5 protein-coding genes and 2 pseudogenes are annotated in these 7674 nt (G+C 72.1%); 3 read left to right on the top strand and 4 right to left on the bottom strand.

The window, feature by feature from the left end; translation table 11 throughout:
• The coding region (locus I5E_RS07745; RefSeq protein WP_148286893.1) for a DUF4191 family protein at positions 1-624 on the bottom strand (624 nt) is incomplete at its 3' end.
• A gap of 127 nt (positions 625-751) precedes the next feature.
• On the opposite strand from I5E_RS07745, the gene I5E_RS07740 reads away from it, so the two are divergent.
• On the top strand, positions 752-1534 hold the full coding sequence (locus tag I5E_RS07740; RefSeq protein WP_022906473.1) for a hypothetical protein: 783 nt from the start codon (positions 752-754) through the stop codon (positions 1532-1534).
• A 155-nt stretch (positions 1535-1689) separates the two neighbouring features.
• Here I5E_RS07740 and sucB read toward each other — a convergent pair whose 3' ends face one another.
• From sucB to I5E_RS07725, 3 genes and pseudogenes are all read right to left on the bottom strand, one after another.
• On the bottom strand, positions 1690-3213 hold the full coding sequence (gene sucB / locus I5E_RS07735) for a 2-oxoglutarate dehydrogenase, E2 component, dihydrolipoamide succinyltransferase (protein WP_022906472.1): 1524 nt from the start codon (positions 3211-3213) through the stop codon (positions 1690-1692).
• A 49-nt stretch (positions 3214-3262) separates the two neighbouring features.
• Positions 3263-4638: pseudogene (gene lpdA / locus I5E_RS21400) on the bottom strand (dihydrolipoyl dehydrogenase).
• A 153-nt stretch (positions 4639-4791) separates the two neighbouring features.
• Positions 4792-6270, bottom strand: a complete 1479-nt coding sequence (locus I5E_RS07725) for a leucyl aminopeptidase (protein ID WP_022906471.1) — start codon at positions 6268-6270, stop codon at positions 4792-4794.
• Positions 6271-6346: 76 nt separating this feature from the next.
• On the opposite strand from I5E_RS07725, the gene I5E_RS07720 reads away from it, so the two are divergent.
• Together I5E_RS07720 and I5E_RS07715 are read left to right on the top strand one after the other, a co-directional pair.
• Entirely contained in the window at positions 6347-7279 is a 933-nt protein-coding gene (locus tag I5E_RS07720) for a proteasome assembly chaperone family protein (protein ID WP_022906470.1), read from the top strand.
• Positions 7280-7412: 133 nt separating this feature from the next.
• Positions 7413-7674: pseudogene (locus tag I5E_RS07715) on the top strand (MFS transporter); the annotation flags it as partial.

Here is a 7674-nt window from a genome sequence, read left to right as displayed (position 1 = left end):
CCCGGCGTAGGGCCCGAACATGAGCGAGGAGTTGCCGTCCACGATCCGGGTGTCGAGGTGCGGCACCGACATCGGCGGGGCACCGACGCTGGCCTTGCCGTAGACGACGTGCACGGGCACGTTCGGGACGATGCGCTGGACCTTGCGGCGCTCCTCGTCGACCTGGCGGTTGAGGTTGCCGCGCTGGCCCTCGGTGATGAGGACGACCCCCGGGGTACCCACGGCCCGGTAGACCGCGGCCTGCGAACGACCGTGCACCGCGACGGGCATCTCGCTCGAGCGCCACTGGCGACGGAGCGAGTTCGACAGGACGGCACCGACGGCGCCGGGCTGCCCCTCGATCTGCGAGTAGGCAGCGCGCTCGGCGAGCCGGCCGAGGACGATCAGGAAGAGCAGCACGCCGAGCAGGACGCCCGCGACGATCCAGAGGGTGATCGCGAGCCAGTTCTGTCCGGGCAGGAGCAGTGCGAGCAGGACGCCCAGGACCACCGGGACGACGAATGCCAGTGCGAACCACCAGACGGAGCTCGGGTCCGCCCGACGGGTCATCGTGAAGACCTGGTACATCTGCTTGAGACGACCCGGCTCCTTCGCCGCCGTACCTTGTGAACTGCTGCGTGCCATGCGACCAGGATACGGCCTGCGTCGAGTTCCGAGGACCGTCGTCGGTCCGGCTGTGGGCGAACGGGGTTCTCCACAGAACGGTGTCCCGCCCGACCGCGGGCGACCTGTCCCGACGAGGCTGTTCGACATGCAGACGATGACCGATCACGACCGGTGGTGCGCCGTGGCCGACGAGCGAGCGTTCCTGGCGTGGCTCGCGGACCGTGCGGCTGTCTCCCGAGACCGCGCGGCCCGCCACCTCGCGCCGGTCGTCGACGTCGGGCGGCTGCCGGACGGACGTCTCGCGGTGGACGTGCTCCGGCCGCCAGGGACGGTCCTCGCCGCTGCGCTCGACATCGTCGGTACCCCGACGACCGGCGTCGCCGTCACGCTGACGGTGCCGCTCCTCGAACTCGCGGTGGCCGAGCGGACCGGCGCGGTGCGCATCGGTTCGGCGGGACTCGACGACGTCCTCGTCGACGATGCCGGTGCCGTCGTGCTGTGCGATCGACCTCCTGGGTCGGACGGAGTCCGGCGATCCGACGAGCACGGTGCGCGGCTCCTGGTGCTCGCGGCTCGGCTGGTGTGGGAACGGACCGACGCACGTTCGGACGAGCGTCCTCGCATCGACGAGGCCCTGGCCGCGGCGCTCGACGGCGACTCGGCGGCGGTGATCGAGGCACTGGCCGTGGTCCGTGCCGCAGCGGCGCCGCGGCCGGTCCGCTGGGACCCGCCGGTCCACGACCTGCTCGTGGGCCTGCCCGGACGCGCGGTGTCCGGAACCGAGGCGTCACCATGGGCAGTGCTCGGTGAGCTCGTCGAACGCGGCGTGCCGATCGGACGTGGGCGACGACTCCCGCTCCGCCGCGCGCTCGTGGGGGTCGTGGTCGCGGCGGGCCTGACGGCCGCTGCGGTGTTCACCATCGGCTGAACCGGGCGTCCGACCGACCGAACGTCCGATCGACCGGCACCACCAGCGGGGTACCGTCACCCGGTCACACGACCAGGAGCACGCCGTGCCCGGAACGGGGAACGGCCCCGATCCACGAGGGATCGGGGCCGTCCTGACGTCGACGAGCGCCGGGCTCAGTACCCGAGGTTCGGGCCGAAGTTGCCCTCCTCGAGGCGGTTCTTCACCGCGACGAGGTAGCGCGAGGCGTCCGCACCGTCGATGATCCGGTGGTCGTACGACAGCGCGAGGTAGACGAACGAACGGATCGCGATCGCCTCCTGGCCGTCGACCTTCACGACCGCCGGACGCTTCGTCACGATGCCCGTGCCGAGGATCGCCGACTGCGGCAGGAACACCACGGGGGTGTCGAACAGCGCGCCACGCGAACCGGTGTTGGTCAGCGTGAACGTGCCACCCGCGAGCTCGTCCGGCTTGAGCTGGTTGTTGCGGGTGCGCTCCGCGAGGTCGGCGATCGACTGGGAGAACTGCGCCAGGTTGAGCGACGCAGCGTCCTTGATCACCGGCGTGAGCAGGCCGCGCTCGGTGTCGACGGCGATGGAGACGTTCTCGGTCTCGGGGTAGACGATCTCCTCGCCCTCCACCGTCGAGTTGATCTTCGGGTGGGCCTTCAGCGCCTCGGACGCCGCGAGGGCGAAGAACGGCATGAAGGACAGCTTCGAACCGGTCTTCTCGAGGAACTCGGCCTTGTGCGCGTCACGGAACTGCGCGACCTTCGTGACGTCCACCTCGACGACGCTGGTGAGCTGCGCGGTCGAGGTCATCGACTGCACGGCACGCTCGGCGACGACCTTGCGGAGGCGGGTCATCTTCTCGCGGGTGCCGCGCAGCGGCGACACCTCGGCGACGAAGGGACCGGCGGGGGCAGCAGCGGCGGAACCACCGGCGGCCGGGGCCTTGGTGGCGGCCTCAGCGGCGGCGAGCACGTCTTCCTTGCGGATGCGGCCACCGACACCGGAGCCGGTCACCGTCGAGAGGTCGACGCCCTGCTCGTTCGCGAGCTTGCGCACGAGCGGCGTGACGTAGCCGGAGGCCGAGGCGTCCTGGCTCGGGTTCGGCACCGAGGCGCTGGCGGTCGAGCCACCGGACGCGGCCGGCGCAGCGGCCGGTGCCGGGGCGGCAGCCGGAGCCGGGACCGCTGCCGGCGGGGCGGCGGCGGGCGGCGGCACCGGAGCGGCCTGGGGGACCGGGGCGGCGGCGGGCGGAGCCGACGGCGCCTGGGGCGCGGCGGGCTGCGTCTGGCCGGCGGGGGTGGGCTCGGGCTCGGTCGGCTCCGGGGCGGGGGTCTCGGACTCCTGCTCGGTGCTCGGCGCGACCTCGGGCTCCTCGGCGGCGGCGGCGGCCTCGTTCGAGGACTCGTCCGACTCCGTGGAGCCACCGTCGGAGGAACCACCGTCGGAGGAGCCGTCACCGATCTTCACGAGCGCGGTGCCGACCTCGACGGTCTCGTCCTCCTGCACGAGGATCTCCTCCACGACGCCGGCGATCGGCGACGGGATCTCGGTGTCGACCTTGTCGGTCGAGACCTCGAGCAGCGGCTCGTCGACCTCGACCCGGTCACCGACGTTCTTCAGCCATCGGGTCACCGTGCCCTCGGTGACGCTCTCGCCGAGCGCCGGGAGGTTGACGGATTCGCTCATCGGGTGGACTCCTCTTCGCAGGGGTGGTTCGTGGTGGTTGTCATGGTGTTCACAGGGCGTGCAGCGGCTTGCCCGCGAGGTGCAGGAACGCCTCGCCGAGCGCTTCGTTCTGGGTCGGGTGCGCGTGGACGAGCGGCGCGACGTCCTCGGGGTAGGCCTCCCAGTTGACGGCGAGCTGTGCCTCGCCGATGAGCTCGCCGACCCGCGCACCGATCATGCTGACGCCGACGACCGGACCGTCGACCACGCGGACGACCTTGACCGAACCGGACGTGCCGATGATGTGGCTCTTGCCGTTGCCGGCGAGGTTGTACTCGTAGGAGTCGATCTTGTCGGAACCGTACTGTTCCTCGGCCTTGGCCTGCGAGAGACCGACCGACGCGACCTCGGGGTCGGAGTAGGTGATCTTCGGGATGTTCTTGTCCTCGATGACGACCGGGTTGAGCCCGGCGATCTCCTCGGCGACGAAGATGCCCTGCTGGAAGCCACGGTGGGCCAGCTGCAGGCCCGGCACGATGTCGCCGACGGCGTACACGTTCGGGAGGTTCGTGGCGAGGCGCTCGTTCGTGGTGACGAACCCGCGGTCCATCGCGACGCCGACCTCGTCGTAGCCGACGTTCTGCGTGACGGGGCCACGGCCGACCGCGACGAGCAGGATGTCGCCGTCGAACGTCTTGCCGTCCTCGAGCGTCACGACGACGCCGTTCTCGTGCTGCTCGACGCCCTGGAACCGGACACCCAGCGAGAACTCGATGCCGCGCTTGCGGAACGCGCGCTCGAGCTGCTTCGACATCGACTCGTCCTCGGCGGGGACGAGGTGGGGGAGACCCTCGACGATGGTCACCTCGGCACCGAAGGACTTCCAGACGCTGGCGAACTCGACGCCGATGACGCCACCACCGAGGATGACGACCTTGTTCGGCACGTAGTCCATGCGCAGGGCGGTCTCGGAGGTGATCACGCGACCACCGATCTCGAGGCCGGGGAGCGACTTCGAGTACGACCCGGTCGCGAGCACGACGTTCTTGCCGGTGACCGTCTGGTCGCCGACCTGCACGGTGTTCTGCGAGGTGAGGCGGCCCCAGCCCTCGACGACGGTGATCCCGCGCGCCTTGATGAGGCCCTGCAGGCCCTTGTACTTGGAGGTGATGATGCCCTGCTGGTACTCGATGACCTTCGGGACCTCGACGCCGGCGAACTCGGCGACGACGCCGTACTTCTCGGGGTCACGCGTCGCGTCGGCGACCTCGGCCGCGTGCAGCAGCGCCTTCGTCGGGATGCAGCCGCGGTGCAGACACGTCCCCTCCGGAGCTTGTCTCCCTCGATGAGCGCGACGCTCATCCCGAGCTCGGCGGCCCGGAGCGCAGCGGCGTACCCACCACTGCCGCCACCGAGGACCACGACGTCGTAAGTCTGTTCCGTCACCTGGTGCAACTCCCTCGTGCGTGTCGGGGCCGATCGGACCCCACTGGACACCGCGGCGGCGGCGTCCGACGGTCGGACCGCATGGTTCCGGTCCCGTCCCGTTGGTTCCGGCGGGGGCACGCCGAGCGCACTGCCCCGCCGGAGTCAAACCTACTACTTGGCCTGGAGCTCTTCTGCGAGCGAGATGAGCGTCCGGACCATGACCCCCGTCGCACCCTTGCCGAGCCACCCGTAGCCGCCGCCCTTGTGCTCGGACGGACCGGCGATGTCGAGGTGCGCCCACGGGATGCCCTCGCCGACGAAGCGCTCGAGGAACTTGCCCGCGAGCAGCATGCCGCCCGCCGGGTTGCCGACCGTGGCGTTCACCATGTCGGCGACGTCGCTGGCGAGTCGGGCGTCGAGCTCCTCGGGCAGCGGCATCGGCCAGATCGGCTCGCCCACGGCTCCGGCGACGGCGCGGACCTGCGCGACGAGGTCGTCGCTGCCCATGAGCCCGGTCGTGCGGTCACCGAGCGCGACGACCTGCGCGCCGGTCAGCGTCGCGACGTCGACGATGGCGTCCGGGTGCTCGAGCGACGCCGCGGCCATGCCGTCACCGAGGACCAGGCGGCCCTCGGCGTCGGTGTTCGTGACCTCGACGGTCTTGCCGTTCTTCAGCGTGAGGACGTCGCCCGGCCGGGTCGCGGAGCCCGAGGGCATGTTCTCGGCGAGGCACAGCCACGCGGTCACGCGGACGTCGAGTCCGAGCCGCGCGGCCGCGACGGTCGCGGCCAGGACGGTGGCGGCGCCGGTCATGTCGGTCTTCATGCCGAGCATCGAGGCGGCGGGCTTCAGCGAGAGGCCGCCCGAGTCGAACGTGATGCCCTTGCCCACGAGGGCGAGGTGCTTCGTGGCCGACTCCGGCGCGTAGCGGACGACGACGAGGCGCGGCGGGCGCTCCGAGCCGCGGCCGACGCCGAGGATGCCGCCGAAGCCCTGCTCCTCGAGCGCGCTCTCGTCGAGCACCTCGACGGTGAGCGGGAGACCGTCCGCCTGGGCGCGCGCGACGTCGGCGACGTCGGCGGGGCCGAGGTCGCCGGCGGCGGTGTTCACGAGGTCGCGCACCAGGGTGGCGGCGTCGGCGACGATCGCCGGGCGGACGGTCGCGTCGGCCGCGGCGGACGGCGCGAGCACGGTCACCTGCTGGTCGCCGCGGGTCGGGCCGGTCGTCCCGGTGCCCTTGTGGCGCGTGAAGGAGTAGGCGCCGAGCGCGGCGCCCTCGAGCGCGGCGTCGACGAGCTCGGCCGTGTCGGTCGGGAGCGCGAGGGCGATCGAGGAGACGAGCGGGAGCTGGCGGACGGCGCTGCCGGCCGCCGCACGGACGGCGGCGGCGTCGGTCGCAGCGCCGAGGCCGATGAGCGCGATGCCCTGCGCGTCGACGCCGACGGCCGGGATGCGGACGAGCTGGTCCTTCGCCCCGGTGGCGCCGATGGCCGCGAGGTCGATGTCGTCGAGCGCCGAGAACGGCGTCGTGGCGGGCGGCGCGATGGTCGCGGGTGCGCCGTCGGTGCCCGGTCGGACACCGAGCACGAGGACGTCGGCGGAGATCGAGGCGGGAGCGGAGGAGTCGGTGGAGAGCGTCGGTCGGACCATGCGACAACCCTATCCAGCAGGTGTTCGCTGTCGGCGTGGTCGAGCCGCACCGGGGGAGTGCCGCGCCCCGCCTAGCATGGGGACGGTGAACCACCCCGAGGAGCTCTACACCTTCGCCGAGGACGCACCGACCGTCCCCGAGGGGCTGCACCTGGTCGCCGGACTCACCGGGTTCGCCGACGCCGGTTCGGCCGTGGCGCAGCTGACGTCCGCGGTCCTGGACGACCTCGAGACGGAGCTCGTCGCCGAGTTCGACCCGGACGTCCTGCTCGACTGGCGCGCACGTCGCCCCGTGATCACGTTCGAGCACGACCACATCGCCGCCGTCGAGCCGCCGCGGCTCCGGCTGCACCTGGTCCGCGACGAGATCGGCCAGCCCTTCCTGTTCCTCTCGGGCTACGAGCCGGACTTCCAGTGGAACCGGTTCGTCCGCGCGGTCACCGACCTCGCCGCCCGGCTGCAGGTCGCGGACACGACCTGGGTGCAGTCGATCCCGATGCCCGTCCCGCACACCCGCCCGATCAGCCTCACCGTCTCCGGCACGCGCGCCGACCTCGTCGAGCAGATGAGCGTGTGGAAGCCGGAGACCCAGGCCCCGGCGAACGTCCTGCACCTCGTCGAGCACCGGCTGTCCGAGCTCGGCGAGCAGGTCACGGGGCTCGTCCTGCTCGTCCCGCACTACCTGTCGGACACCGAGTTCCCGGACGCCGCCGTCGCGGCGTTCTCCGGCATCTCTGCCGCGACCGGCCTCATCTTCCCGTCCGACGAGCTCCGCGAGGAGGGCCGCGAGTTCCGCACCCGGGTCGACGAGCAGGTCGCCGGCAACGAGGAGCTCCAGCGCCTGGTCGGCGTGCTCGAGGAGCGGCACGACACGTACATGGAGGGCAACCCGATCGCCTCGCCGCTCACCGGCGTCGACGGACAGGTCCCGACGGCCGACGCGATCGCCGCGGAACTCGAGCGTTTCCTGGCCGACCGCCGCCCGGAGGGCGACGCGGGGACCGACTGAGCCGCACCGGCCCGACGGGGACGACCCGCGCCTCCAGGCCGTCCGGACGGGAGGCGCGACCCGCGTCCGCCCCGCTCGGCACGTTCTCCACAGCCCGTCCTGGCGGCGGTGCCGCCCCCGGTAGCCTGGTCGGGTGAACTCCCGCCGCGCCTTCCTCGTGTGGGGCGTCGCGGTGCTCGCGTACGTCCTCGCGGTGGTGCAGCGGTCCTCGCTCGGGGTGTCCGGTGTCGACGCGCAGGACCGCTTCGCGGTGTCGGCGGCCGTGCTGTCGACCCTCGCGGTCGTGCAGATCGCCGTCTACGCCGGGCTCCAGATCCCGGTCGGGATCGCCCTCGACCGGGTCGGCCCCCGTCGACTCGTGCTGCTGGGGGCCGCACTCCTCGTCGTCGGCCAGG

Source organism: Curtobacterium sp. B18 (assembly GCF_000333375.1).
Taxonomy (GTDB): Bacteria; Actinomycetota; Actinomycetes; order Actinomycetales; family Microbacteriaceae; genus Curtobacterium.
Note: the sequence above shows the minus strand (reverse complement) of the source record. Positions and strands in the feature narration are given on the sequence as shown.